Here is a 25,372-nt window from a genome sequence, read left to right as displayed (position 1 = left end):
AATAGAATTATACCGTCATTCCGATATCAATCCCTTTAATTTTTCTATAAAGATCTGTAGCATAGTTATCTGTCATTCCGGAAACGAAATCTATGATTCCCAATACTTTCTGATAATCTGTTCCGTTTTCATAAACAAATTGTCTTGGAAGTAACTTTAGTGCTTTTTTATCATAAGATTTTCTTTCCTCTTCCGGTTTAAGAATGGAAGGAATGAAATGATCCAATAATTCATACATTACGTTGTATCCGGCATTCTCAATCTCCACAACTGCTTTGTGATTATAAATTTTTTCTACAGAAAAGCTGGCAATATCCTGTAATGCTTTATTTTCTTTTTTATAGATATCTAGTAAACCGTTACCTAGATTTCCTTCAAGGATCGTTTCAAAGTTATATTTGTACATCTCAATCGACTTATTAATTAAGGCATTGATTACTTTCGCCCTTAAATAAGAGATCTGTTCGTTTTCGTTAGAGATAGAACTTAATTTTCTTTCAATTCTTTGAACATCATCTGTTTCAGATTTTACGAGTTCAAAAAATAAATTTTTACAATCTGCCGTTGAAACAATTCCCAATCGGTGCGCATCTTCCATATCGATAATATTGTAACAAATATCATCGGCAGCTTCTACCAACCATACAAAAGGATGCCTTTTGAAGATATGAGGCTCTTCACATTCGGAAATAAGTTGAGTTCCTTTAGCAATTTCGAGAAATATATCTTTTTCATTCTGGAAAAACCCGAATTTTTTACGGTGAATGATCCCCTTTTTCTTAGCTACTGCTTCACATGGATATTTGGCAATACTTGCTAGGGTAGAAAATGTAAGCTGAATTCCTCCGGCATCTTTTCCCTGCTGCTGCTGAGCCAAGACTCTGATAGCATTGGCATTTCCTTCAAAATTAACCAAATCTGCCCATTCTTTTTCATTGAACTTAGACTTCAGGTCTTTTTCATTTCTTTCAAAATAACTTGCAATGGCATCTTCTCCTGAATGTCCGAAAGCCGGGTTTCCCACGTCATGACAAAGACATGCCGCAGCAATTACATTTCCTAAGTTATAGAGATAAAAATTCTTTGAATCTTCAGTAAGTTCATTTTTATAGTCCTCAGCAATGAATTCACCAATAATACTTCCTAAACTTCTTCCCACAGATGATACTTCCAGGGAATGTGTCAACCTGTTGTGTACAAAAACACTTCCGGGAAGAGGGAAAACCTGGGTTTTATTTTGCAGTCTTCTGAATGCAGAAGAGAAGATAATCCTATCGAAATCCCTTTGAAAATCAGTTCTTGAAGCTTTAGTATGTGGATTGTTTCCTGTACGTTGATTGGTGAAAATCTGGTTTAAATTCATCATTTTTCAAAATTACTCCAAATTTTAATTGTATGGAATAGTATTTAGATATTTATTAAGCAGACATTATCATTCAAAAAATCTATTGCCATCAGAGTTTTTTCCGTTAGTTAATACAGGTAAAAAGATCCTACATTTGATACAACTTAAACTATTAAAAATGAAAGACAACGCATGGCTTGACAAATGGAATGAAAGATATACCCACGAGGAATTTGTATATGGAACAGCTCCCAATAATTATTTGGAAGAACAACTCAAAAAATTAAAACCCGGCACCATTCTGTTTCCTGCTGACGGTGAGGGAAGAAATTCTGTTTACGCAGCATTACAGGGCTGGAAAGCATCATCTTTTGACATTAGTGAACAAGGCCGACACAAAGCTTTGCAACTTGCAGAGCAGAATGATGTAACCATTGATTATCAGGTGGGAGAACTCCAAACATTGGGTTATCATAAACAACAATTTGATGTAATTGCTCTTATTTATGCTCATTTTCCAGCAGATATTAAATCATCCATCCATCAAATGCTGGATCAATATCTTCGAAAAGGTGGATTTATTATTTTCGAAGCTTTCAGTAAAAAACATCTTGATTACGTCACAAAAAACGAAAAGGTAGGTGGTCCAAGAGACATTGATGACCTATTTTCTATAGAAGAAATTAAAGCAGATTTCCCTAACTACTCTATCATAGAGCTTCAGGAAACAGAGATTGAACTTAAGGAAGGATTATTTCACAACGGAACAGGCTCTGTGATCCGCTTTGTAGGACAAAAACAATAGATATCAACCGTATTATTTTTATTCTGTAGGAATCTGGTTCTGGATTTTGGAAATGCTTTAGTGAGGTTCCTACGGAATGACAAATGGAATAATTCAATCAGTATTTTAAGTTCCGGCTATAGTGAATTCTATATTTTAATTTTACGGAATAGTATTTGAACTTTTACAAGAAAAGTAACACCATGCCTGAAGGTCCATCTATTATTTTAATGAAAGAAAACCTGTTGCAATTTGTTGATCATAAAGTAACAGAAGCATCTGGCAATGCAAAATTTGACAAGGAAGCATTTATGGGTCAAATGCTTCGTGAGATCCGCACTTTTGGAAAACAAACCTATCTGGTCTTTGAAAAATCGGCCATTCGTATTCATTTATTGATGTTTGGGTCTTATAGTATTAACGAGCAGACGAAACCGGACAAGAGCTTAAGGTTAGCGCTGCTTTTCTCAAGCGAAGGGATGTATTTTTATACCTGCTCTGTAAAAACTGTTGAATTGGAATTTCTTTCCACTATAGACTGGGAAGCAGATGTGATGAGCGATCTATGGAATCCTGAAAAAGCTGAAAAGAAGCTGAAAGCCCATCCACAAATGATGGTATGTGATGCTTTAATGGATCAGAATATATTTTCAGGTGTTGGAAATATCATTAAGAATGAAGTTCTTTTCAGAATTGGTGTACAACCGGAAAGCTTAATAGGGAATCTTCCTGCTAAAAAGCGAAAGGAACTTATTGCAGAAGCCAGAAATTACAGTTTCGAATTCCTTGAATGGAAAAGAGAATTTACGCTGAAAAAACACTGGCTGGTTCATACAAAATCAGTCTGTCCAGTATGTGGACAAAAGCTGATTAAGAAAAAAACAGGAATTGGAAAGAGAAGAAGTTTTTATTGTGAAAATGACCAGCAACTTATTAAAGAATAGCATCCATTTATCATGTTATTAACGGCAAAGATTATTCAGATTATCACTTGTTAATTTCTTACAAAGATCTACGAACAGTTTAAAAAACATCACATATTTCTCAATAAATCAATTCCACCAAGTAATTTACGGGATTATCTGGCGATTATCTCTACCCTCTCTTACTTTCTTTACTGCTTATTTTCCTATAATAATTTCTCTTAACAATTTTCTAATATCATTTTAATCTCCTTAATGATATTTTAATTCTATTCCAAAGAACTTCTAATCTGGTCACTTTAGTTTTGTACCTGATAGAAAAATAAAAACACAGTTATAACAATTTCAATGACAGTGAATTACTTTCTAAAATTTATAAATTTTTAAAGAAAAGCAAAGCTTTAAATGCAACATTTAGAACATAAAGATTTAACCATTTTTGCAAAATATAATCAAAATACTAATAAAACTATTCCATTAAAACTACCATTAACTTCTTTTTCATGAAAACTTATTAAAACATGAATCACATTAATAAAAGCAATTTCATGCTTAACTACTAATGATGATAAAAAAAGAATATGGCTATACCCAAACAAATATTTCAGACTTTTAAAACAAAAAAGCTGCCTTTACTTACAAAATTTCACATTTGGAATATGAAAAGGAAAAATCCTGAGTATCAATATTTTTTCTATGATGATCATGATATCGTAAAATTTTTGTCTGAAGAATTTCCACCACAATATATTGACTGTTATAACAGGCTCACCATTGGTGCAGCAAAAGCAGATTTTTTCAGATATGCGATTTTGTACAAAAAAGGAGGAGTATATCTGGATGTAGACAGTACAATCACCAAACCTTTTAGGCGACTTATTAAAGATGAAGATGAAGCAGTACTCAGTAGGGAAAGACACGAAAATCTATATGTTCAATGGGCACTTATTTTTAGAAAAGATCATCCTTTTTTAAAGAAAACACTGGAACTAATGCTTTATAATATAGAAAACCACTGTTATCCTAATAATGTACATGCTACTACAGGTCCTACTGTATTCACTGAAGGGATAAAACAGTCTTTAGAAGAAAATCCGGAAATTCCCTACACCTTATTTAATGGAATTGAATTCCGTGGTTATTTACAATTCAAATATAAGTTGGGAAAATTTTTTCTGTATAAAAGCAGATCACAACACTGGAAACAGCTTCAAACCACACAAGATATTATTATTTAATGGGTTCCCATCTTTGAAAACACATTAATGACAACTACTCCTAAAATAATGAGAGCTATTCCGATAATGGCAGGCAGATCCGGAACCTGTTTAAAGGCCACCACTCCGATGATTGTGATGAAAACGATTCCTACTCCAGACCAGATGGCATACGTAACTCCCACCGGAATCTGACGAAGGCTCAAACTTAAAAAATAAAAAGCGCAGGCATATCCTATTACCGTAACAACGGATGGCCATAATTTTGAAAACTCTTCTGATTTTTTCAGAAAGGTAGTGGCTATGATTTCAAATACAATGGCCAAAGCCAAAAAAAGATAACTGCGTCCCATAAAGTATTATTTATACAAAAGTAACAAAAGCTTTCTTTTGTTTTCAAAAAGAAGTCCTCAAGTTCTATATTTCGTTTTGCTTAGTTTAGATTTAAATCCCAATAAGATGACAAATGAGAGCGGCATTTCCGCTTCTGACATCATCAAAATGTCATAGATTCTGACAACTGACAAAAAAAATCAACGCAAAAATCACCGATAAAAATAAATTTCCTTAACATAGAAATCTTTTTTACGCTGAAATTTTACACAATAAAACTTCACTTCAGACCGATACTATGCGCCGCATTATTTATTGTTTGTTTTATCAAGTCTAATATATAAGTCTGCAAACGGTTAACGTTTTCATATTTTTTTAAAGGCGAAGTAATAAATATATTAATAAATTCACAATAATACATTAACAAAATGTAAACAAAAAATCTCTTAAAAATTAAATAAAACACCCATAACACACTGATATACATCATGGTGTTTTACTTTGGCACGTGATTTGAAAGCTGTAATATTGCAATTGAAAGATTAATAAAAAAAAGTCAAATAATTAAAAATAATACAAAATGGTAACTTATATCGGTATCGCAACATGTTTAGTAGTATTCTCATCATATTTCATGACAGTAAGAAGAGAAAGAAACTAATCATTAAAATCAATAAGCCTATAGCAAAACTATACTAATTATATTGTTTTATGTTTTTACTCTGAGAGATCAGATCGCTCTTTTACCAATGTGGTAAAAGGGCCCAAAAACATAACAAAAAGATCTTAGTTTCATAACAAATTTTAATATCCAAATGAATAAATCCGAACTCATGCTCGGATTTATTTTTTTGATAATGAAAACAGTTTCCATCAAGCTGGACATTCAATGTATCTATACTTTGAAAAAGAGAACACAATTAAAACCACACCATTACTCATTACTCATTACTCATTACTCATCATTAATAACGCTCTCCCTGGCCTACCCGTTTATTCTCAATCAGGATGCTCTGCGTCATGTAATAAAGCCTTATCTTTGTTAGATTCAAGAAACTATTAATTGTCATCATGAATCTGTACAACCTTATTATTCAAGATAAAGACCAGGTAAGCCTTAACGATGTATTTCTCAATAAAAACAACAGAGATCAGCTTGTACAGCTTATTAAGGAACATACTTACAGCAAGGAACTTCAGGAGTACGGCCTTCCCGTGAATCATAAAATCCTTCTTCAGGGAAGTTCAGGATGCGGAAAAACAATGACAGCAAAGGCAATTGCCAATGCGCTTGGAAAAAACATCATCATTTTAAATTTAAGCAATATTGTTTCCTCCAGAATTGGGGAAACTTCCCAAAATATTAAAATGATTTTTGATAAAGCTGCAAGAGAAAGATCTGTTCTTTTTCTTGATGAACTGGATCAGATCGGAAAAGCAAGAGGCAGTGATGATAAAGATGTTGGGGAAATGAGAAGACTGGTGAATACTTTACTGCAGCTTATTGATTATTATCCCGAAAACGCGCTTTTACTGTGTGCTACCAATCACCCTGAGATTATTGATACGGCTCTGCTAAGACGTTTTCAACTTAGAATCCATTATGAAATGCCTTCCACCGAGTTTCTGAATACTTTCTATGATACCCTGCTCAGCCAATTCCCTGAGGATATGAGAGCGATTGAAAGAAAATACTCTATTTCATTTGCAGAAGCTAAAGACCATGCTTTAACAGCTGTAAAAACAGCTTTAATTCAAAAACTGGAAGCTAAAGAATCCATCCAGTCATGAAAGAAGACATTCTTCACAACCTGAAACTCATCAATATGCGGATTAAAAATGCTTGTGAAAAAGCAGGAAGAAATCCTGATGAAGTTAAGCTTCTGCTGGCCACTAAAACCGTTTCCGCGGAACGTATTAAAATAGCACTGGAAAACGGACCACCCTTTATTGCAGAAAATAAAGTTCAGGAACTGAAGGAAAAATATAAAGATTTAAAAGAAACTCCCCACATCAATCATTTTATCGGGCATCTTCAGACTAATAAAATCAAAGATATTCTAAAATATGATGTCATCTGTATTCAATCACTGGATCGTTTAGAGCTGGCAGAAAAACTGCATCAAAGACTTTCAGCCGAGAACAAAACGATCGAAGTTTTGATTCAGGTAAATACCTCGAATGAAGAAAGTAAGTTTGGAGCAGATCCAAATGAGGCTATTGAATTAACCAGAAAAGTCTCCGAATTCCCTACATTGAAAGTAAAAGGTCTCATGACCATTGGATTATTCAGTTCAGAAGCAGAAAAGGTAAGACCATGTTTTAAAATTCTTAAAAACCTACAACAGGAAATCATTCGTGAAAACATTCCCAATGTGGAAATGGATGAACTTTCTATGGGGATGAGCAGTGATCTTGAAACAGCTATAGAAGAGGGCGCTACTATTGTGCGGATTGGAACGGCAATATTTGGAGCCAGAATTTATCCGGACAGCTATTATTGGGATGAAGGAAACAGCAATAAAAAGAAATAATCATTTAAATAGGCACTAAAAAACACTTTACCTATAGTCTATAAAATCGGTATACTTTTTGATTATAAAACATTAATAACCAAATAAATGCAATTATGATTAGAAAATTACTATCGAGCTGTCTATTGATGACAGTATTATTCTTTTATTCTTGTGAAAAAGAAAACACACAGATGAAAAGTGGAATCTCCATTGAAACGATTTCAATGATTACCGTTCTTACTATGGGAGTAGCCATTCTGGTGGCTTACAGCTATAAGAGACGATAAAGAAAGAAATATAGCACATCAACAAGCTACTCCATTTTGGAGTGGCTTTATTTATATTTGAAATCTTAGAAATAAAAGAATTATTTAGGTAGGATACTTGTCCAAATCAGAAGCTTTTCTCTCCGTTGAAGACTCTATATATTATGATGTTAAAGCCCACTCAACTGCATTTTCAGCATGTATTTGAGCAGTTGCAAAGAGGTCTATAGATACATCCCCTTGCTTAATGAGCAATTCAATCTCTGTGCAACCCAAAATAATGGCTTCAGCACCATTTTTCACAAGCTCACCAATAACTTTCAAATAGTATTGTTTTGAACTTTCTTTAATGATACCCTTTACAAGTTCTTCATAGATAATCCGATGTACCTCATTTCTCTGGTCTTCTTCGGGAACAGTTATTTCAATACCATATTTCGTTTTATATCGTTTTTTTAAAAAGTCTTCTTCCATCGAAAATTGGGTAGCTAACATTCCCAGTTTCGTATATGATTTCTTTTGAATTTCTGCTGCTGTACTGTCTACGATATGTAGTAAAGGAATATTTATATTTTGTTCAATTGCTTCTGCCATTTTATGCATAGTATTCGTACAGATCAAAACAATATCAGCCCCACCACGCTCTAATCGCTGAGCAGCGGCGATCATCTTTTTCTCAAGGGTTTCCCAGTCTCCTTGATGTTGCAACAATGCAATTTCACCAAAATCTACCGAATACATCAAACACTCAGAAGAATGACTTCCTCCTAAAATTTCCCGTGTTTTTCTATTTAAGATCTGGTAATACAATACCGAGCTTTCCCACGACATTCCCCCGATTAAACCAATTACTTTCATATTTATTTGAGATTAAACAAAGAAAGATAGTGAATAATCTTTTACTATTTGTAAAAAGTGACCGTTTAAGGTAAAGTCTCCCGAATTATGGTATCTAAAAAAACATAAATCCCTCTCATTGCTGAGAGGGATTTATTATATCTGGAAAAAACTCTGATTACATATAAGCTTCAATCGGCTCACAAGTACATACTAAGTTTCTGTCTCCGTAAGCTTCATCTACTCTTGATACAGAAGCAAAGAATTTGTGATCTCTTACCCACTCTAGCGGATAAGCTGCCTTTTCTCTGCTGTATGGTTTATCCCAAGAATCAGAGATGACCAATTGTTCTGTGTGAGGAGCGTTTTTCAATACGTTATTTGCCGGATCAGCCTGTCCGTTAGCAATCTCATCAATTTCATGCTTGATAGAGATTAAAGCCTCTGCAAAACGATCAATTTCAGACTTGCTTTCAGATTCTGTAGGCTCAATCATTAATGTTCCTGCAACAGGGAAAGAAACCGTAGGAGCATGGAAACCATAATCCATTAATCTCTTCGCCACATCAGCCACTTCAATTCCTAAAGATTTGAACTGACGGAAATCTACGATACATTCGTGAGCTACTCTTCCGTTTTCGTTTGAATATAAAATTGGGAAGTGTTCAGCTAAAATCAGCTTAAGGTAGTTAGCATTCATAATGGCATGTCCTGTCGCTTTTTTCAGACCTTCAGTTCCTAACATTTTAATATAAGAATAAGAAATGTTTAGAATTAATCCTGAACCGTAAGGTGCTGCAGAAATACCATCAATAGCTTCTTTAGTTCCAATTTTGATGTTTGCATTGGAAGGAAGGAATGGTACTAAGTGCTTAGCCACACAAATTGGACCTACTCCAGGACCTCCACCTCCGTGAGGAATGGCAAAAGTTTTGTGAAGATTTAAGTGACAAACATCTGCTCCAATGTTTCCTGGACTTGTAAATCCTACCTGAGCGTTCATGTTGGCACCGTCCATATAAACCTGTCCTCCATGTTCATGGATTAGGTTAGTAATTTCCTTGATATTAGCATCAAAGAATCCGTAAGTAGACGGATATGTAATCATTACAGCTGATAAATTAGCTGAATGTAATTCTGTTTTAGCTTTAAGATCTTCGAAATCGATTTCACCATTTTCAAGGTTTTTCACGACTACGATTTTCATTCCTGCCATTGCCGCAGATGCCGGGTTAGTTCCGTGTGCAGATTGAGGGATCAATACTACATTTCTGTGATGATCACCTCTTGAGATATGGTATTCTCTGATAACCATTAATCCTGCATATTCTCCCTGCGCCCCTGAATTTGGCTGCAATGAAGTTCCTGCGAAACCAGTGATTGTTGCAAGATCTTTTTCAAGCTCTGCAATCATTTGCTGATATCCTCCAGCCTGGTCTACCGGTACGAACGGATGTACACTTCCCCAATCTGCCCATGAAAGCGGCAACATTTGAGTAGCCGCGTTCAGTTTCATTGTACAAGATCCTAAAGAGATCATTGAGTGAGTCAATGATAAGTCTTTTCTCTCAAGACGTTTGATGTAACGCATCAATTCTGTCTCCGTGTGATATCTGTTGAATACTTCTTCTGTAAGAATCTGATCCTTTCTAAGGTTTTCTTCAGGAATGCTGTATCCTTCTTTGATTTCTAACTTGAAAGTCTGCTTGTCTTTGAACTGAGCGAAAGAAGCCATCAGATAATTTAATTTCTCCAATGTAGTACTTTCGTTGATCGCAATGCTTACAACCCCTTCTGTGAAGTAGTTAAGGTTAAGTCTGTGATCCTGCATCATTCTCATCAGTCTTCCTTTCTCTTCTTCCGGCATTGTGATTTTCACGGTATCGAAGATAGGCTCTTCTACTACCTGATACCCTAGTGCTGCAAGCCCTCCTTTCAAAGCATTGGCTTTAAAATGGATTTGGTCAGCAATATAGTTTAATCCTTTTGGACCGTGGTACACTGCATACATACCAGCCATTACAGCTAAAAGAACCTGAGCAGTACAGATATTAGAAGTCGCCTTCTCTCTCTTAATATGCTGTTCTCTAGTCTGTAACGCCATTCTTAGTGCACGTTTCCCATACATATCCTGAGAAACTCCGATGATTCTTCCAGGAATATCTCTTTTATACTCTTCTCTACAAGCAAAGAATGCTGCATGAGGACCTCCGTATCCTAAGGGAATACCAAATCTCTGAGAAGTACCTACCGCACAGTCAGCACCCATTTCAGCCGGTGATTTCAATTTCACCAAAGCCATCGGATCACATGCAACTGCTACCTGAAGGTCTAATTTTTTATATTCTACGATGTTTTCTGTATAATCCAGAACGATTCCGTTTTTACCAGGATATTGCAATAGAACACCATAATAAGAGGTATCAAATGCATGAGTCTTATGATCTCCTACAACTATTTCAATTCCTAATCCTTCAGCCTTAGTTTTTAATACAGAGATTGTCTGAGGCAATACAAGGTCAGAGATAAAGAATTTATTCGCTTCACCTTTCTTCTGATCTTTAGTTCTGTTGTTGAAGAACATGTGCATTGCTTCAGCAGCCGCAGTAGATTCATCCAACAAAGAAGCATTAGCAAGACCAAAACCAGTTAGGTCACACACTACAGTCTGGAAATTAAGAAGAGCTTCCAGTCTTCCTTGTGCAATTTCAGCCTGATAAGGAGTATATGCAGTATACCAGCTAGGGTTTTCAAAGATATTTCTCTGAATAGCTGATGGTAAAAGGGTGTTGTGGTATCCGAAACCGATATAACTTGTATAATCAGTGTTTTTTGATGCCAATTCTTTAGAATGGTTCAGCATTTCGTATTCCGAAAGTGGCTCTGAGATCTCAAGATCTTTTTCTAAACGGATGGAAGAAGGAATGGTCTGAGAAATTAACTCTTCAATACTAGAAACGCCAAGTTTTTCCAACATCGCCTGTTTATCGGCTTCATTTAGGGAAATGTGACGGCTCACAAACTGTTCTGTATTCATTTTTATTTATTAGATTTTGTTTGTAAAAAGATGGGTAAAATTACAATTTTTTACACGATTGTACAACAGCATATTTTCCATGATAATTCACTAAATAGTTTACTTATTACAAACCTATCAGCTTTTGATAACAATCGGATAAATTTTAATCTATTTTAAACAACCATTGTCTCAATTCTACAAACAGTATTCAAAAATACAATCATTTTATTACCAATAACACAATGAAGATTCATTGGAAATTGGGTGAAATTTTCAGGTAAAAGTTAAAATAGCAAAAATCTGTTTTTATTTACAACAGGTAAAAAATAAAAGTATTGGTATGGAAAATGTGAAAATTCACATACAAAACAGAGTACGGTTTTAAGGCAATCCACTTCATAAATAGGACTCCGCATTGCTATTCATCAGGTTTCAAGAATTTTATGAAATTTTATTAATTATATTTATTCTAAATTAATATATTTGCACCATGAATATGATTGTCCCGTTTAAAGTTCCGCCTTTGGCACCTGTGTATGCATTTAACAATGAAGAGATGTTTTGCGAAAAGAAATCTTGCTGCAAAAAATTCAAGAAAGGGAAAAGATGTAAAAAGTGTCCTGGAAGGAAGAAAATGGCTTAAAAAAACTCCTTTATCAGGAAATATAAAGCGATCACCAGCACAATAACACCCCAAAACAGCATTACAATTTTAGGCTGCCCGGATTTGTTGATCTCCGTTCTCGGTTGTGATTTAAACATTTCCTCCACTGTATTTTTGAATTTGTCCGTATCATTTTCAAAAACCTCAGTAATAGTAATTCCCTGAACTACAGTTTTATGCAATAATGAGTTTGTTGCGTGAAGCAATAGTTGAAATTTTCCATCTTTGAATTCTGTGATCTTAAAGATCCTTTCCCCATATGGCTTTTCAAGTCCGAAAGGCAAAACCTTTACTACATCAGCATTGCTTGTCTGCCAGTTGATAATAATCTCCTCTCCTCTTTTTGCATGAATTTTATTCGCTGTAAAAGTCTTTATTGCAGGAGGAATATTATATCTAAAGCTTCGCTGATGACTTTCTAAATTCTGATCATAACTGCGTCTCCTGATTGGATCACTCAACATTTCATACGCTTCCTGAATTTCGCGGAAACGGTCTGCAAAGAAATCATCATTATCATTTTTATCGGGATGATATTTTAGAGATAGCTTCCGATACGCTTTTTTGATGTCTTCTTCCGAAGCATCCTGAGGTATACCGAGAAAATAGTAGTAGTCTTTCATTGAACAATACAAAAATAAGGATTTATTTTTCTTTTTACTTTGTATTCATCGTAAATAATAAGCAGGTATTTCTGACAATTCCAACGTCTGATAGTAATTGTTGGAACGCGCAAGGGCGCAAAGAAGACTAACAGGCTTTATATTTTTAAGACGCAAGGATCTTATCTGCGAAAAGTTGAATACTGCCTATTTGATGGCCACTAATCCACGAATGAGTTTACTTGTATAAAATCTATGTACCCTTTAGTTTGTAAACTTAATTTCTTTTTTACAAACTAAAGGGTACATAGAAAAGGCTTTTTCAATTGATATTTTAAAGTACAATACTTTTTATTTGTGTATTCGAGGCAAAAAAGTCTTATACTCTTGTGTTTTCCAACAAATCATATAAAGTCAATTACTTGTATTTACTCTATATTATTTACGATTGATCCATTCTTTTGTTGGAAGAATCCAGGCATCAAGAGCTTTAAACAGAAAGCCATGATTCAGCCCTGTATTAAGCTCAATTTCTTTAAAATCTTTAATATCAGACCTGATAAATCGCTGCTCCTGAGATAGAGGAACATGCCCATCATCAGTTTTCTCTGTAATAGACAAAATCTTTCCATACAGCCTGAAATTTTCATCCTTCTCTAAAGAATCATCTTTAAAGCTGGCTCCAATAAAAACGAATTTCAGCTCCGGATTTTTTTCATAATAGGAAATATATTGTGCGATATAACCGCCCTGAGATGTTCCGACAACCGTAATATTCTCAGCTTTAACTCCCTTTTTTATCAGGCGGTCAATCTGTTTCTTTATTTTCCTAGCATATACGGCCGGATCAGTATTGGGCTTTCTTTTTTCAAAAAGAATAACATTGCCACTATCCTTCAATTGATGAAGTACTTTTTCATACTCCACAATACCATATTTAGGATGGGCTTCATCAGAAGGATGTTCTTCCAAAAACTTATTGTGCAGAAAGAAAATATATTGCTTATTTTTCAATTCAGATTTCTGCCCGTAAACACTTATAGAAAAAAAAGCGATTATAATGATGAAAATATTCTTCGGTGTCATAATCGTAAAATAAAATATTTAATAAAAAGAAAACAAATTTAGTATTTAATCAATAAATTCACTGCCAAAACATTCTTAAATCCTTCTTAACGATTTGACTTATTTTAAAATAAAAAAAAATTCGGGATCGGGAAGCTTTGCTTCCCGATCCCGAATTTTAACAATTTCAATTTAGTTTTTACTTTTTATGCTTCACAGGTATTATCCTTTTTGCAGCATCTTGAACTGAATTCTTTTTTGAATTTCCCTTTCAGTTCCTGATACTCCTCATCATTCATTTCTCTGATCTTATCGGCTAATCCGAAAGGAGATTTTTCTTTGATTCCATATTCATCAAAAATACCTCTGATAAATCTTTTTCTTTGGGCAGCTTTTTTAGCGATTAAGGCTACACCCACAACGGCTAGTGCTCCAAGAGCACCTTTTAATGCTGAATTTTTCATTTTTTCAAAATTTTAAATTTTACTACTTCTTGTTTTTTATAAAGACGAATGAATTTTAATTTTACTTTACTACTTCTTTAAAATTTTTTAAATTATTCGTTATTTCTGTTGAAGAATCCTCCGGAACATCTGTTTCTCCAGGCTTCTTTAAATTTTTCTTTCTCTTCAGGCGATAATCCTTCCATTTTCTGTCTCATTTTTCGCTCTTTGAAGTCTCGCATGCCCTTACCAAAATGAAAACCTCCGAAAAGGATTTTACTTAAGATCAGGATACCCATTGCCTGCCAGTAAGTAATAGATTTCACCCCTAAAATTTCAGGAAGAAGACAATTCCAAAGCGACATTACGATCCAGGTAACGGCTAAGAGAATTAATGGCGGACATAACAATAAAAAAATCCAGCCCTTTTTGTGTTTATGATTCATAATTTCTTTTTCTAACTTTTTAAATCTTCGTATAATTTTCTCAATCTGTTTCTCAGGTGCTTCACAGCATAGTTTTTTCTACTGATGATAGTCTTGATGTTTTCTCCCTGTTCATCGGCGATCTCCTGGAGGGTTTTGTCGTTGAGTTCGTTTTCTACGTAGACCAGCCTTTGTTTTTCGGGAAGTTCATCCAATGCTTCAAACAGTTTTTTCCAGATCTCATCCTGAAACATTTTTACTTCAGGACCTGCGCTTTCATCCATCAATAAAATATCTTTGATGGAAAAACTTCCGTCTTCGTCCTCATAGACGAAATCTTCAAGATTTTCTGTTTTCTTTTTACGGTAACGGTCTGTAATTTTATTCGCCGTTACCCTGTACAGCCAGCCCCCAACATTCACAATCTCAGAAAGATTGGTAATACTGCTGAACTGATACCACACTTCCTGCAGGATATCTTCTGCATCCTCCGTGTTTTTCACTTTAGGACGAATATAAGACATCAGCTTCCCTCCGTAGTTGGAAACGGTTTGTGAGATGATGCTTTCTTTATCCTTTTGTGGCATTGTTATTTTTTCGACAACCTCCATACTGATATGACGGTTATCCTTTTGGTTTTACTTTAATAAATTTAAAATATTTTTCCGGAATTTCGGTTTTTCTTTTATTCATCGGGCTTTTATTTCTTTTGTTTATGCATCAGCCACTCATTATTTACTGCTCATTGCTGATTACCTATTTTTTCGGGGGAGCTATTTCCTGCTATCCGCTCATACTCCTCGCCCCAAGCTTATTCCATACATGCTGTGGGGTAACCGCTGTTATCAGGGCTAAATTTTATATTTGTATTCACTTCAAATTCATCCTTGAAAAGACAAACTTTACTATAATATAAAATTCTTTATCCAAAATTATGACGTTAAGAATCTGCGTTATCTGTGAGATCTGCGAGAAAACATATCTATCATTCAATTTTATCACAGATAAAACTCCTGTACCTTAAAAGTATAAAGCTAATCAATAAGTTTGCGTCCTTGCGTTTTCCAACCTCAGCATCCAATTTCTAAAAAGATTGCTTCGCTACGCTAGAAATAATAAAAAAGAAACGGAAGACATCATATCCTCCGTTTCCAAAATTATTAAAATTGCCTGTTTATTTTTTATTGAAATTCTCAGCAAAAAATCCTAACATAGATTTATACAATTCGATTCTGTTGGGCTCTTTTCCAAATCCATGTCCTTCGTCATATTTTACCATATAAGGAACTTCAAATCCTTTTGCCCGCATTGCTTTTACGATCTGATCAGACTCGTTAATATTTACCCTAGGGTCATTCGCCCCCTGTACCACAAATAAAGGTTTCTTAATCTTATCAATTTGAAATACCGGTGATACTTCTTTAGCAATTTTAGCTTCTTCCGGGTTATCCAAATCATACCAGATCTGTTTTACCATTTCTTTATAAGGCTTCCAATATTCCGGGAAGGAATCAAAAAAAGTAAAGATATTAGATACTCCCACATAATCTACACCACAAGCGTATAGGTCCGGAGTTTTAATCAATCCCATTAAAGTAGCATATCCTCCATGACTTCCTCCATAAATTGCTATTTTATCCTTATCTATCCAACCTTGGCTGATCGCATATTTTACTCCATCTTCCACATCATCCATAGCTTTTCTTCCGATCTGCTTGTAGCCAGCTTTTTGGAATTCTTTTCCATATCCCCCTGAAATTCTGAAATTCACCTGAAGCGTGGCATACCCTCGGCTTGCAAACAATTGAGTTTCCGGATTGAAACCCCAATGATCTCTGATTCCCTGAGGACCACCGTGAGGGTTTACGATCAAAGGAACTTTTTTCCCTTCCAAAGCCGCTTTAGGTAGGGTAATATACCCACGAATGGTTAATCCGTCTCTACTTTTGAATTCAATAGGCCTCATTTCAGCCATATCTTCTTCTTTCAGCTGTGGCATCAGATTATAAAGAAGTTTTGTTTGTTTGGTTTTGGTATCATACTCATAGTAAGTTCCGTATAATTTGTCACTTCCTACCACTACCAAAAGTTTATCATCATTATCGTCTGACGAAACAATACTAAACTCTTTATCTCCAAACTGGGCTTTTAATTTGTCATCAACTTCCTTATAAAACTTACTTACGGGAACTGTCTCACCTTTCAAACCTTCATAGCTGATGTAATCCAGTTCATAATTTCTGTTTTTACCTGCTAAACTTATCGAACTCACATCAAACACAGGATTAGCATACACTTCCTTGATTACTGCATTTTTCTTAAGATCATACAAAACAATTCTTGTCTTATCACTATCCAGATTGGTCACTACATAAGCTTCATCTTTATTCTTAGAATTATCATTAAACCTGATAATGCTGAAGGTATCCGACCAGTCTGCAGATTTCAGAAGATTGAATTTTCCTGTCTGCAAATCTTTGTAATAAGTTTTAGTAGTCAGCCCGTTTTCAAGAACACTATATCCTCTTAAATTTCCGTCTTTATCAAAAATATACCCATCAATAGGACTGTTGACATCTTTATTTTCATACAGCTGAGTCATTTCCCCTGTTACAAAATTGATTTTATAAGGTTCAAAGATCTGCTTATTATTTTTATTCATGGTGACCACAACGAAATCGGTATCTTTTATCGGGTTAATCTCTCCCAATGTAATTCCGTCAAATGGGGTTAAATCTTTAAGATTTGTTCCGTCTACATTTGCTGCATATAAGTGAATATTTTCATTTCCTCCTTTATCTTGAGTATAAAACAAACGACTTTTATTCAGCCAGCCATACGCTTTTATCAAATCATCTTTTTCAACAATAGCCTTGGTAATTTTCCCAGAATTCAGGTCTTTAACATATACGTGATTTTTACGGTCTTTATCTTTTTCCTTATAAGAAAGGTATTTCCCATCGGGAGAAATTTTAAATGCTGAAGCTTTTGGCCTTGCAAAATAATCTTCTACTTTATATTTGAAGTCTCCTTTATCGTAGGATACCAGTTTCTCAAGATTGGCTTTTGTAGACGGAAGCGTGGGATCTCCCGGAAGTTTAGCTGCAGAGTTTTGTGCATTTATCATAATAGAAGAAAGTACAATATAAGCTGTACCGAAAATTTTGTAATTTAGATTCATAACTTACGTTTTTAAAATTAAAAAACAGATTCCCCAATTCAATATTTTACTCAATAAAAAATCAGATTCTTTATATATAAGACAACTTAAAACAATAAATGTTACAATATTTAACATTTATTATGACTGTTTTAAAATAAAAAAGCAGTCCTGAAGACTGCCTATACATTTAATGTAGATAAATTCCGAAATACCAGGTCCATGCTATTAAAATGATCTGCATGGGAATTCTCTGTTTATAAAGATATTGCATCCCCGGACCTGTGTAATCTGCTTTAAAAATATTAATCTTCTTTTGGGATGAATTGATATTGGCTATAAAAACCAATATATAGAAAATAATCAGCAAAACAGCTGTCATTTCACGAATAGCAGGAATCATAAGGCCTATTCCTGCAGCAATCTCCAAAATCCCGGTACTATACACCCAAAATATTTTGGCAGGAATAAAATCCGGAATCATCATTGCCATTCCCTTTTGAAATTTAAAATGGGAGAATCCTGTAAATAGGATAAAAACCGCCATTCCAAGATTCCCTGAGAATAAAAGATCCGGCTTACCCTGAAATAGCATGGTTCCCAGTAAAGCCAATATAAATGTCCCGAAAAGAATTACTAATAATTTCATATTTTCTTGAATTGATACACAATAGATAAAGAGATTGGAAACAAGGAACAAAAATTGCAAAATACACAATTACAGCTCCTTAATCTTAAAATCCAAACTCTTTTATACTGAGCTGAGATTTCCCCCTTCAGCCAAACTCTTCACAACGATCAATCCTTTTGTAAATCCTGTCTCCATATGATCCCGCCATTCACTGTCTACCTGAACTTCAGTGTGAAGCTTAGTTTTCCCATCAAAATCTATCAGAAAATATTTTTCAAAACAACCGCTCCACTCCATAACTTCTTTGCTTTGTGTGTCTTCTACTCCATTTTCGGTCATTCCCAAATGCTTAAAAACAATTTGATGGGGTTCCTCCAGGCTGTCTATGGTAGAAACCATTCCATCTCCTTTTTCATTAAGGAAATAAGTCTTTCCGCCAACCTGCCAGTCGGATTTCATAACAGAAGATCCGGCACCAAAGTATTTTGTCCATTGGCTGTACGTTTCAGGACTCCAGAGAATATCCCATACCTTCTGTAAAGGAGCATCTATTATTGTTTCGTATGATAGGGTTTCCATATTTTAAAATTTTGTGATTGATTGTCTTTTTACTTTTTAAATGAGCATTGCTTTAAAGCTGATTTTCTGAAAGGTGTTTGATAATATTCAGCGCTTTGGGAAATTTTTCTTCAAAAAAATCTTTAAACTCCGCCGGAGTTTTAATGACTGCTTTCAATAGTGTTCCTTCATCATTTTCTTCCAGGAAATAAGATTCCGTTGCATCACCCCAATCCTTAGCGACTTCAATTCCTTCATAAATTTCTCCCAGGTGCAGAAATTTAATTTCCTCATTGGGAATCACTTTTTCAACACGGCTGTACATCCCGTTATGTTTAGGGTCTAAGAATTTTATAATGTTATTTTCTTCCAGTTCTCCTTCATAAAAAGAACCTTCTGTAAAAGCCGTTGTCCATTGTCTGTAGGTAATATCTCCCCAAAGGACACTCCATACTTTTTCAGGTTCTGCATTGATTTCTAATTCATATGATAATTGTTCCATAATGTGTTAAATATATTAAGTGATTTTTAAATTTAATGATTGGGTAGCCAAAATGAATACGCTAAGATCATAAGTATACCTTTTAACCTCCAACAAAATCTCCGCCATTAATATGAATTACCTCACCTGTAATATAACTGGCATCTTTAGAAGCAAGAAAAACATAAGCCGGAGCTACTTCTGATGGTTGACCAGCACGCTTCAGCGGAGTATCTTTCCCAAATGTTGAAAGATCATCAAATGCTTCTTTTACAAGCGGCGTCCATATAGGCCCCGGAGCAACACCGTTCACCAAAATTTCTTTTTCAGCAAGATTATCGGCCAATGAACGAATAAAGGATAAGATCGCTCCTTTTGTTGCAGCATAATCAATCAAATGATCACTTCCCCGATAAGCGGTAACAGAAGTGGTACAAATAATCCGACCTCCTTTTTTCATCATCGTAAGAAAATTCCGGGTAAAAGAAATCATAGAAATGATATTGGTATCAAATGTCTCTTGAATCTGATCATCAGATATTTTTTCCAGACTATTTTTTGAAGTGTGAATTCCAGCGTTATTAACAAGAATATCAATCTTCTTCCATGATTCTTTAATCTTTTCAGCACATTGGGTTCTGAATACTTTTCTCGTAAGATTACCTTTCATCAAAAGGCATTTTCTGCCTTCTTTTTCTACCAGTCTTTTGGTTTCTTTGGCATCATTATCACTTTTCTTATAGATAATGGCAACATCTGCTCCTTCCCTTGCAAAATGAACGGCCACCGCCTGGCCTATTCCACTGTCACCTCCGGAAATAACGGCTTTCTTATTTAATAACTTTTGACTTCCCTGATAGTCGTCCCGGATAATTTCCGGAAACTGCCCTTCCTTAGGGACGCTCGACTTAGATTGTGATTTGTTCTGTGTTTTCATAAGCAAACCTTTTTTCTACATAGCATCAAACAATAAGCCGAAATATCTTTAAGAATTATAAGCGTCTTCTAAATCCTGAATAATAATTTTCTGCATTTTCATCATCGCCTGTACCACTTGATAGGCTTTTTCCTGATTCGGATCGTTCATTAGCTGAATCAGCCTTTTAGGCACAATCTGCCAACTTAACCCATATTTATCTTTTAACCAACCACACATACTTTCTCTGCCTCCGTTTGAGGTAAGTGCATTCCAGTAAGTATCGGTTTGCTGTTGGTCATCGGTCATCACAACAAGTGAAATACCCTCATTAAAATCAAACTGATGATCGTAAGAATTATCCATACAGAATAAAGAGTAACCATCAATAACAAAATTGGCATGCTGAACATTTTCTGTTGGCTCAGAATTAGAATGACCTTCACTTCCATCACCATATTTCAAAATATTTCCAATGCTTGAATTTGGGAATGTTTGGGTATAAAGCTCCATTGCTTCTTTGGCTTTTCCATTATTTTCATGAATAAACATCAAAGTAGGAACTATTTTCTGCTCCTGTGCTTTTTCTCCTAAAAATAATTGCCAGGTCACCCCATATTTATCCTGAACCCATCCATATTTCTTACTCCATGAATATGACCCAAGTTCCATAAGAGCCATCCCCCCTTCCAGTAACTGATCCCAATATTTTTGCACCTCATCTTCGGAATCACAGATTACCATAAATGAAATGGAAGGATTCTTTTTGAAATGAGGACCACCATTCAAAAGCATTAATCTTTGTCCGAACAAATCAATGTTCATTACCACAGGAGTATCTGCCGTAATTTCGCCACCAAAAACCTTACAGTAAAATTCTGCGGATTGCTTGGCGTCTCCGTCATACCAGAGACATGGAAAAATATCGTTATTCATAAGTTTAAATTTTAAAGGTTGATTTTATATTTATTCTTTCTTAATGATAGAATTTATTTTGTAGACAATTTATTCATAAAATCTGTAGAAACTGTAGATTTTATGATCTTTTTCTGGGTTAAGAATCTTTGTTATGTTCTGCTTCATTCAGAATGACAGAGATATTCTTTATTTTTTCCACTTTGCAGATTGAGCAAATCTAGCTGAACATATTTATAAAATCTGTGGGAGATTATTATTGAGATTCTTCATTACACTCCGTTTCATTCAGAATGACAGAGATACTCTTTATTTTTTCCACTTTGCAGATTAAGCAAATCTAGCTGAACATATTTATAAAATCTGCGGGAGATTATTCTTGAGATTCTTCATTACGCTTTGCTCCATCCAGAATGACAGAGACGATATAAGTTTCATGGTAAAAAATTACATGCATAAAGCAAAGCAAATCCTATGTCCTTTTGCTCAAAAAGAATTGCATCTATCTATTCACAACGACACGATAAAATTCAGGGCTTTTTACTTTTATGCTTCCTTAAAACACATCTGATTCTCCTTCATATAGTCTTTTAGCTTCATCATTGCATTTTTCCCGAAACCATGTAGCTGCAGTATTTCTTTTTCAGAATAATCCGATAGTTTTTCCAAAGAATCTATTTTTTCCTTCTTCAAAGCTCTTCTTGCAGGTACTGCAATAACTCCCAATAGAAAATCTTCCTCAGGATCATAGCTTACAGCATATATGGAATTCAAACTCTTTGACATGATAACTAAATTGATCATGGCGACACAACGTATTTTTAATGGTTCTCAACGTACTTATGAAAATTATTGAGAATAGCATACCAGCCATCTCGCTGCATCTCCACAGAATTTTGTTTCTCCGGATCGAAAATTTCGATAACTTTTGTGGTATTCTCATCAATCTTATCAAAGATCACCTCTACTTTACGCCCGTCTTCCATATGATATTTTATGAGCTCATGAGGTGTTACTTCATCATAAACCCCTTCAAAATCAAATGCAAAGCTTTTATCTTTTGCTTCCATTTTGTTTTTAAATTTTCCGCCTACCTTCAGATCGTTTTCAGAACTTGGACAATGCCAGCTTTCATGGGCAAAATTCCATTTGGTAATATGCTTGGGTTCATTGAAATAATTCCATACTTTTTCTACCGGTGCTAAAATGGTAATGTCTATTTTAATTGGATCCATAGTTTAATTTTTTGATTGAATAAAAGAGCTGCCCGAAAACGGGCATCTCTTTTTATAATTTAGTTAAATATAAGATTATTTCGTGTATTCTTCATTATAGTTTATCATCCAATGAACACCATATTTGTCCTGAAAACTTCCAAAATAGTCTCCCCAAAACTGATCTTCAATGGGCATTTCTATATTTCCACCTTCAGAAAGTCCTTTAAAGATTCTGTCTGCGTCCTCTCTAGAGTCCGGGAAAATGGAAACATAATTATTATTTCCTACATTCAGCTTCTGCCCGAAGCTAGGAACAATATCAGAAGCCATTAAAAGATCACTTCCCACTGGAAGAGCAATATGCATTACTCTGTTTTTTTCTTCTTCAGAAAGGTTTTCAGTACCAGGAGCATTTCCCATTTTATGAATTTCACCTACGAATTCACCACCAAAAATGGATTTGTAAAAATTGAAAGCTTCTTCAGCGGTTCCATCAAAATTTAGGTATGGATTTAATTTTGCCATGATTTTTAATTTTAAAATGTTATTGTTTATTTGAAGTACGAATGGTTCACCCCTTAGACAAATCTCAATCGTATTGTAATTGTTTAATTATTTAAAAAATTTGCAACTTCTTTTATAGTAAAGTTGACTAAATTTTCATTGAGGCTACCATCAAAATCAGCCATCATATAAGTTCCATGTCCTACAGGAAGGATCATTAATTGTGAATTTTCTACCAGCCTCCACATTGCTATGGTATGTTCCGGTTTCATCACATCCTTATCTCCACTAATAAATAAGGTAGGTGATTGTATGGAGCTGAGCACGTCATCACTCCAATCTACAAAGGTTTGCATTCTTTTGCTATCCTTCTCGAAGAGATTTTCCAGTTTAGAAAAGTCTGGGTTTAGATTCAAAAAGTTGATTTTGAAAGGCTCCGGCATGGAGTCAAATGTAGCTTCATTCATCATTTCAAAAAAGCCATCCATCATTCCGTTTCTTTTATAAAACGCTGAAGCTACAACCAGTTTTTCTACAATTTTGGGATGACGATGCCCAATCTGCATTACGGTATTTCCACCATTACTGAATCCCCAGAATGAAGCTTTATCAACATTCAGGGCCTTCAAAAGTGCTGCTACATCATCAGCGTCCTGTTCAAATGTTTCAGGAATATCACGGTGTTCACTTCGCCCATGATTCTGGAGATCTATTCCAATAAGCTGAAATTCATTTTCCAGCCTTGCAATGACTTCTTTAAAGTCATAGAGAATAGAGGAACCTCCACCATGAATTAAAACCAGGGGTTTTCCTGAACCATAGATTTCATAATACATCTGGATCCCGTTGACTTGCTTATATCCTTTTTCTAATGGATTCATAGATTAATATTTAATATTTTCATCCACATCATACTTCATTCCCGGATAGTCTAAAATTCTGCGCATCAAACCTATTTGCCCGCAGAGATAATCTTCCCGACCAATGCACATACCAACAAAATTGAGCTTGGTTTCTTTAATAAAAGGAATATTCATCCCTATTTCAAAGATTTCATCAAGTTCTTCGTCGGTTACCTCCAATAACTTCTGATATACTTTTGCAGAAATATCATGAAAATTTTTCTTCAAATCTTCTAGTGTTGGATATGTAAAGCTTTCGTCCAATGCTTTCCCCTGAAAGAACAAATCATTATTAGGATCTTGCTCCTGAAGCCCAAGCACCCAGCCTAAGCCGTAGCGCATATTCACAAAGTTTCCTGCCATCCAGATAATATGGTTGGTTTTGTTTTCAATTCTTTTCAAAGCATCTTCTTCCGAAATACCATCCAAAACATTGATAAAGCTTTGGGTATGCATTCTATAAGCCGGAATAACGAGTTCTACTTTTTTTGATTTTGGTGTGTCCATTATTTTGTTTTTTTGATATTAAAGTAAGAAAAATGAAAGGGTGCATTGACAAGCTTTCTGCTTTTAAAGTGCAGGAGTCTTTATCTACGATAAAATTGAATGATGGATATATTTTTCTCCCAGATACCACAGATTTTTAAGCTTAATCAAGGGGCTTTTTACTGATCTATCATTTTATTCCTCCTGATTTACCCAAGAGCCTGCGAATATATCCCAACTGTCCGGAGTGATAGTTCTCATGAAAGCAGAGTGTTGCAATATCATTAATATTTTCAGGATTAAACCTATCAAGGGTATTTAATTTTGCTTCCAGTTTTTCCTGAGATTTTTGCAGATATGACTTTAATTCTTCAAAATCTACAAACTCATCTTTTTTTTCTAAAGCAATAACCCCTCTCTTATAAGCTGAAAATGGTTCTCCATTCCATACTGAATCCTCTCCCAGAATATGTAACAAACCATTTCTTACGTCAATTAAATGTCCTAACACCCAGTTCATACAATTGGCTTCACCATTAGGAAAAATCATTGATTCCTCATGGGTAATTCCTTCTATATTGATTGAGATCACTTTATAGGTAACACTTACCTGGTGTTGTACCAATGTTATCTCATTTGATTTCGCTTCCATCTCAAATTCGATATTATGATTGATGAATTTCTGTAGGCATCTTAGAAAGATCAGCATGCATTACTTCCCACTGATGTCCGTCTATATCAGCAAAAGCACTTTGGTACATCCAACCGTAATCTACTGTTTCACTGTATTTGGATCCCCCATTCTTGATAGCTGTGTTTACCATTTGATTAACTTCTTCCTGGCTCTCTACTCCAATAGCAAGAAGTACCTGCGTTGTATCCCCTTTTGCAAAAGGTCTGTTGGTAAAGGTTTGAAAAAAATCTTCTCTCAGAAACATAGTGTAGATATGATCTTCCTTCATCACTACACATATTGCTTTATCATTTGAAAACTGTTCGTTGATTGAAAAGCCAAGCTCTGTCCAGAATTCTCTGGTTTTCTGTACGTCTTTTACAGGTAAATTGACATAGATTTGATTGATTTTCATTTTTAATAATTTTGGTGTTAAACTGTAATCCAAAATTACCAAGGTATCGTGAAAATCAACTTGCCATAAGGCAAG

At 34.8% G+C, this 25,372-nt stretch carries 28 protein-coding genes; 6 read left to right on the top strand and 22 right to left on the bottom strand.

What is annotated here, in order from left to right; translation table 11 throughout:
• Window positions 1-7: 7 nt before the first annotated feature.
• Window positions 8-1,363: a deoxyguanosinetriphosphate triphosphohydrolase gene (locus tag EG344_RS20040; protein ID WP_123911857.1), complete on the bottom strand. Its 1,356-nt coding sequence runs from the start codon at window positions 1,361-1,363 to the stop codon at window positions 8-10.
• 160 nt (window positions 1,364-1,523) lie between these two features.
• On the opposite strand from EG344_RS20040, the gene EG344_RS20035 reads away from it, so the two are divergent.
• The 3 genes from EG344_RS20035 (at window position 1,524) to EG344_RS20025 (ending at window position 4,290) form a co-directional block, all read left to right on the top strand.
• Window positions 1,524-2,150 (top strand): class I SAM-dependent methyltransferase, encoded by a 627-nt coding sequence (locus EG344_RS20035; RefSeq protein ID WP_123911109.1) that lies wholly within the window; start codon window positions 1,524-1,526, stop codon window positions 2,148-2,150.
• Window positions 2,151-2,332: 182 nt separating this feature from the next.
• Window positions 2,333-3,073 carry a DNA-formamidopyrimidine glycosylase family protein gene (locus EG344_RS20030; protein ID WP_123911108.1) on the top strand — a complete coding sequence of 247 codons (741 nt, stop codon included), beginning with the start codon at window positions 2,333-2,335 and terminating at the stop codon, window positions 3,071-3,073.
• Window positions 3,074-3,711: 638 nt separating this feature from the next.
• A complete protein-coding gene (locus tag EG344_RS20025) occupies window positions 3,712-4,290 on the top strand; it encodes a glycosyltransferase family 32 protein (RefSeq protein WP_262697356.1) in 579 nt (192 codons plus the stop codon).
• Here EG344_RS20025 and EG344_RS20020 read toward each other — a convergent pair.
• Complete coding sequence (locus EG344_RS20020) at window positions 4,287-4,622, bottom strand: DMT family transporter (protein ID WP_123911106.1); 336 nt, start codon at window positions 4,620-4,622, stop codon at window positions 4,287-4,289. The genes EG344_RS20025 and EG344_RS20020 overlap by 4 nt on opposite strands.
• A gap of 1,051 nt (window positions 4,623-5,673) precedes the next feature.
• Between EG344_RS20020 and EG344_RS20015 the strand changes: the two genes are divergently transcribed.
• The 3 genes from EG344_RS20015 to EG344_RS24070 all read left to right on the top strand — a co-directional run bounded on the left by EG344_RS20015 (window position 5,674) and on the right by EG344_RS24070 (window position 7,405).
• Window positions 5,674-6,393 (top strand): AAA family ATPase, encoded by a 720-nt coding sequence (locus EG344_RS20015; RefSeq protein ID WP_123911105.1) that lies wholly within the window; start codon window positions 5,674-5,676, stop codon window positions 6,391-6,393.
• Entirely contained in the window at window positions 6,390-7,136 is a 747-nt protein-coding gene (locus tag EG344_RS20010; RefSeq protein WP_123911104.1) for a YggS family pyridoxal phosphate-dependent enzyme, read from the top strand. Before EG344_RS20015 ends, EG344_RS20010 begins: the two co-directional genes overlap by 4 nt.
• A 95-nt stretch (window positions 7,137-7,231) precedes the next feature.
• Window positions 7,232-7,405, top strand: coding sequence for a hypothetical protein (locus EG344_RS24070; RefSeq protein WP_164464477.1), 174 nt, complete (start codon window positions 7,232-7,234; stop codon window positions 7,403-7,405).
• 141 nt (window positions 7,406-7,546) lie between these two features.
• On the opposite strand, the gene EG344_RS20005 is transcribed toward EG344_RS24070, so the two are convergent.
• The 20 genes from EG344_RS20005 to EG344_RS19910 all read right to left on the bottom strand — a co-directional run bounded on the left by EG344_RS20005 (window position 7,547) and on the right by EG344_RS19910 (window position 25,297).
• Window positions 7,547-8,242, bottom strand: a complete 696-nt coding sequence (locus tag EG344_RS20005; RefSeq protein WP_123911103.1) for an aspartate/glutamate racemase family protein — start codon at window positions 8,240-8,242, stop codon at window positions 7,547-7,549.
• Window positions 8,243-8,399: 157 nt separating this feature from the next.
• Complete coding sequence (gene gcvP / locus EG344_RS20000; RefSeq protein ID WP_123911102.1) at window positions 8,400-11,258, bottom strand: aminomethyl-transferring glycine dehydrogenase; 2,859 nt, start codon at window positions 11,256-11,258, stop codon at window positions 8,400-8,402.
• Between the two features lie 621 nt (window positions 11,259-11,879).
• The gene (locus tag EG344_RS19995; RefSeq protein WP_123911101.1) at window positions 11,880-12,527 is read right to left on the bottom strand and encodes a J domain-containing protein; all 648 of its coding nucleotides are present in this window, start codon (window positions 12,525-12,527) and stop codon (window positions 11,880-11,882) included.
• A 417-nt stretch (window positions 12,528-12,944) separates the two neighbouring features.
• Complete coding sequence (locus EG344_RS19990) at window positions 12,945-13,520, bottom strand: alpha/beta hydrolase (RefSeq protein WP_164464476.1); 576 nt, start codon at window positions 13,518-13,520, stop codon at window positions 12,945-12,947.
• A gap of 257 nt (window positions 13,521-13,777) precedes the next feature.
• Window positions 13,778-14,035: a hypothetical protein gene (locus EG344_RS19985; protein ID WP_089735915.1), complete on the bottom strand. Its 258-nt coding sequence runs from the start codon at window positions 14,033-14,035 to the stop codon at window positions 13,778-13,780.
• A 92-nt stretch (window positions 14,036-14,127) separates the two neighbouring features.
• The gene (locus EG344_RS19980; RefSeq protein WP_123911099.1) at window positions 14,128-14,460 is read right to left on the bottom strand and encodes a hypothetical protein; all 333 of its coding nucleotides are present in this window, start codon (window positions 14,458-14,460) and stop codon (window positions 14,128-14,130) included.
• A gap of 11 nt (window positions 14,461-14,471) precedes the next feature.
• A complete protein-coding gene (locus tag EG344_RS19975) occupies window positions 14,472-15,026 on the bottom strand; it encodes an RNA polymerase sigma factor (protein WP_228412785.1) in 555 nt (184 codons plus the stop codon).
• A gap of 587 nt (window positions 15,027-15,613) precedes the next feature.
• Window positions 15,614-17,620: an alpha/beta hydrolase family protein gene (locus EG344_RS19970; RefSeq protein WP_123911097.1), complete on the bottom strand. Its 2,007-nt coding sequence runs from the start codon at window positions 17,618-17,620 to the stop codon at window positions 15,614-15,616.
• A gap of 169 nt (window positions 17,621-17,789) precedes the next feature.
• On the bottom strand, window positions 17,790-18,248 hold the full coding sequence (locus tag EG344_RS19965) for a hypothetical protein (RefSeq protein ID WP_123911096.1): 459 nt from the start codon (window positions 18,246-18,248) through the stop codon (window positions 17,790-17,792).
• A gap of 102 nt (window positions 18,249-18,350) precedes the next feature.
• Complete coding sequence (locus EG344_RS19960; RefSeq protein ID WP_123911095.1) at window positions 18,351-18,809, bottom strand: SRPBCC family protein; 459 nt, start codon at window positions 18,807-18,809, stop codon at window positions 18,351-18,353.
• A gap of 52 nt (window positions 18,810-18,861) precedes the next feature.
• Window positions 18,862-19,290 (bottom strand): SRPBCC domain-containing protein, encoded by a 429-nt coding sequence (locus tag EG344_RS19955; protein WP_123911094.1) that lies wholly within the window; start codon window positions 19,288-19,290, stop codon window positions 18,862-18,864.
• Between the two features lie 82 nt (window positions 19,291-19,372).
• A complete protein-coding gene (locus tag EG344_RS19950) occupies window positions 19,373-20,206 on the bottom strand; it encodes an SDR family oxidoreductase (protein ID WP_123911093.1) in 834 nt (277 codons plus the stop codon).
• A 48-nt stretch (window positions 20,207-20,254) separates the two neighbouring features.
• Entirely contained in the window at window positions 20,255-21,121 is an 867-nt protein-coding gene (locus tag EG344_RS19945; protein ID WP_123911092.1) for a VOC family protein, read from the bottom strand.
• 525 nt (window positions 21,122-21,646) lie between these two features.
• The gene (locus EG344_RS19940; RefSeq protein WP_228412784.1) at window positions 21,647-21,886 is read right to left on the bottom strand and encodes a DNA-directed RNA polymerase subunit alpha C-terminal domain-containing protein; all 240 of its coding nucleotides are present in this window, start codon (window positions 21,884-21,886) and stop codon (window positions 21,647-21,649) included.
• Window positions 21,887-21,921: 35 nt separating this feature from the next.
• Window positions 21,922-22,335 (bottom strand): SRPBCC family protein, encoded by a 414-nt coding sequence (locus tag EG344_RS19935; protein ID WP_123911091.1) that lies wholly within the window; start codon window positions 22,333-22,335, stop codon window positions 21,922-21,924.
• A 75-nt stretch (window positions 22,336-22,410) separates the two neighbouring features.
• Window positions 22,411-22,842, bottom strand: a complete 432-nt coding sequence (locus EG344_RS19930) for a VOC family protein (RefSeq protein ID WP_123911090.1) — start codon at window positions 22,840-22,842, stop codon at window positions 22,411-22,413.
• An 83-nt stretch (window positions 22,843-22,925) separates the two neighbouring features.
• Window positions 22,926-23,702 carry an alpha/beta fold hydrolase gene (locus EG344_RS19925; RefSeq protein WP_123911089.1) on the bottom strand — a complete coding sequence of 259 codons (777 nt, stop codon included), beginning with the start codon at window positions 23,700-23,702 and terminating at the stop codon, window positions 22,926-22,928.
• Window positions 23,703-23,705: 3 nt separating this feature from the next.
• Window positions 23,706-24,230, bottom strand: coding sequence for a DinB family protein (locus EG344_RS19920; RefSeq protein WP_123911088.1), 525 nt, complete (start codon window positions 24,228-24,230; stop codon window positions 23,706-23,708).
• A 169-nt stretch (window positions 24,231-24,399) separates the two neighbouring features.
• Complete coding sequence (locus EG344_RS19915; RefSeq protein ID WP_123911087.1) at window positions 24,400-24,861, bottom strand: DinB family protein; 462 nt, start codon at window positions 24,859-24,861, stop codon at window positions 24,400-24,402.
• Between the two features lie 13 nt (window positions 24,862-24,874).
• Complete coding sequence (locus EG344_RS19910) at window positions 24,875-25,297, bottom strand: VOC family protein (protein ID WP_123911086.1); 423 nt, start codon at window positions 25,295-25,297, stop codon at window positions 24,875-24,877.
• Window positions 25,298-25,372: the final 75 nt, after the last annotated feature.

It is taken from the genome of Chryseobacterium sp. G0162, from assembly GCF_003815715.1.
Classification (GTDB): domain Bacteria; phylum Bacteroidota; class Bacteroidia; order Flavobacteriales; family Weeksellaceae; genus Chryseobacterium.
This window is presented reverse-complemented; position numbering and strand designations above follow the sequence as displayed.